2 protein-coding genes are annotated in these 1,997 nt (G+C 36.6%); both read right to left on the minus strand.

All coding sequences use genetic code 11. The features are described from left to right. Positions 1-109: 109 nt before the first annotated feature. Complete coding sequence (locus tag IBX40_13145; GenBank protein MBE0525257.1) at positions 110-868, minus strand: hypothetical protein; 759 nt, start codon at positions 866-868, stop codon at positions 110-112. Next, a complete protein-coding gene (locus tag IBX40_13150; GenBank protein MBE0525258.1) occupies positions 855-1,865 on the minus strand; it encodes a hypothetical protein in 1,011 nt (336 codons plus the stop codon). Before IBX40_13150 ends, IBX40_13145 begins: the two co-directional genes overlap by 14 nt. Positions 1,866-1,997: the final 132 nt, after the last annotated feature.

Consider the following 1,997-nt stretch of genomic DNA (forward strand, 5'->3'; position numbering starts at 1 on the left):
ATTCTGACTAACTCTGCAAGATCCTGACTCCATACCCAATCTCCGGGAGAGAAGGACGTTAGCTCGAAATTGTTGCCAGTTTTTCTTTCATTACTCAAAGAGATACCTCTTATTTGGTTAATTGTAATAATCGTTCAATTGTCTCTCTTACTGTTCTCTGATCCATTCTGTTATATTTTCCTATTGCATCATGATTTTCTGGGATTCTCCTTAAACATTCACTGAGAAAATCGAATTCATCAAGCTTATCACCAAGAAAATTTAAGTCAATCTCTGTTCCTCCATAACTCGGGTCAAGGAGTGCAATAATATCAGCATAGTCCTTAACGAGTTTTCCACGCTCCCAGTCTGTATCAGTACTGGTTTCGGAGTTTAATCGGAACGATCTGTCCCAGGAAGCTTTTAATTTGAGTATTATTAGCATAGACCTCTTCGGAACTGCAACAGAGATTCCCCCTATTATTTCTCTTACTTCAGTATGTTCCTTTTGAATGTCAAAGTCTATATATAAGTCTCTGCCTTCGAATTTCATTCTTTCTCGTGGAATGAAATCTATTATTATTTCCCTAATTTCTCTATCTCCGGTTGGTTTCGAAACGGTATTAATTCCACCAGGAATTCGGTACGAATCGTATCCACGTTCCCGTTTTAAAAATTGTTTGAGGGTATTTTTAGTTCGACTATTGGTTACTAAATCAATATCAATCGAACCATACCATGGATTATAGGCATCTACGGCCCACCCACCTATAAGAACAGTTATTGGATTATCCGCTGTCTCTCCGCGCTGCTTGACCCAGTTTAAAATAAATTCTAGTTCTTCAAGAGACTTTTCAATTATCTGCTGATTGGGTTCATAGGGAGGCATATTTTTCTACCATAGCTTTTGTGATATCCCGTCCGCTGTACCCTAATCCTGCCAGATCCAGTAATGTCTGAGATGGAGAGACTATCTGAATACCCTCTTTTTCTCTTGTATCATTGAAGACTTCTCTATCTGGGGTATATATTCGTGCTTTGATGCCTTGCTTGTCAGCATCTTTGAATGTATTCATGAAGAAATCCATTTCATTTTTTTCGATATATAAATAGACAGTATCATGCCGGATAGCATAGCCTGTATATAATCCTCCAGATGTATAGCTGGTAAAAGCAAACTTGATCCCTTTATTTTTTAATATATGGGACAGTTCCTGAGCAGCTTTAAAGGCATCATGATATCCGATAGTGATTTCACCTGCATATAGATTTTCAAACGGTCTCTCCCATGCAACACCATTCAACAATTTATTGGTATCAGAGATGCTGACATAATTTCCTTTTTTTGTCGTGATTCCTTGGTTTATTAGGCTTTTTACTGTCGCATGTGCCCATCCATAAGAGACCTTCTCTATAATTGATAATTGCCGGATGGATGTCATTTTCTCTTTCAGGAGCCTGGTAATTACTTTCCATGATTTTTTTGAGGTGACTTTGACATTATCTGGAAAAGCATCATATTTCTGTGTTGGGTGCTGAATATTACGAGGTATTGTCACTAATTTTATATTTGTCTGGTTTGCAATTTTTTCTATGTCTGGTGGAAAGACCTTACCTGCAATGACAAAAAAGAAATGGGATAAATCTGCATTTTGATTTCTGAAAAGTTCTTTTAATAGAACTAACCTTGCGATCGTATCAATACTTGCTTTGGATTTTACTTCCACAAAATACCTATTATTGCCATCCTCGATGATCATATCAACTCTTATATGGCTCAATGCATCTTTGAGAACAGGTTCTTCTTTAACAACGGCGCTATTGCTCAAGTTCAGTTTTGCGCATAATATCTCAAACAATTCAGAGTTATTTTCTGATATGACCATATTTAGATATCAGTAACGACTGATAAGTATATAAATTTATCAGTGATACATATCATCAAATGAAGATAGTGATTTAAAGTTATCAGTGATAACAATAACTGGTTAATTCCTATACCAGCGTCTCCTGCCTCT

This window comes from Methanosarcinales archaeon (assembly GCA_014859725.1).
In the GTDB taxonomy this organism is placed as follows: domain Archaea; phylum Halobacteriota; class Methanosarcinia; order Methanosarcinales; family Methanocomedenaceae; genus Kmv04.

Excerpts from the sequence above, each read along its gene's own strand:
- IBX40_13145 (MBE0525257.1), bottom strand. The coding sequence starts at position 868 with ATGCCTCCCTATGAACCCAATCAGCAGATAATTGAAAAGTCTCTTGAA.
- IBX40_13150 (MBE0525258.1), bottom strand. The coding sequence starts at position 1,865 with ATGGTCATATCAGAAAATAACTCTGAATTGTTTGAGATATTATGCGCA.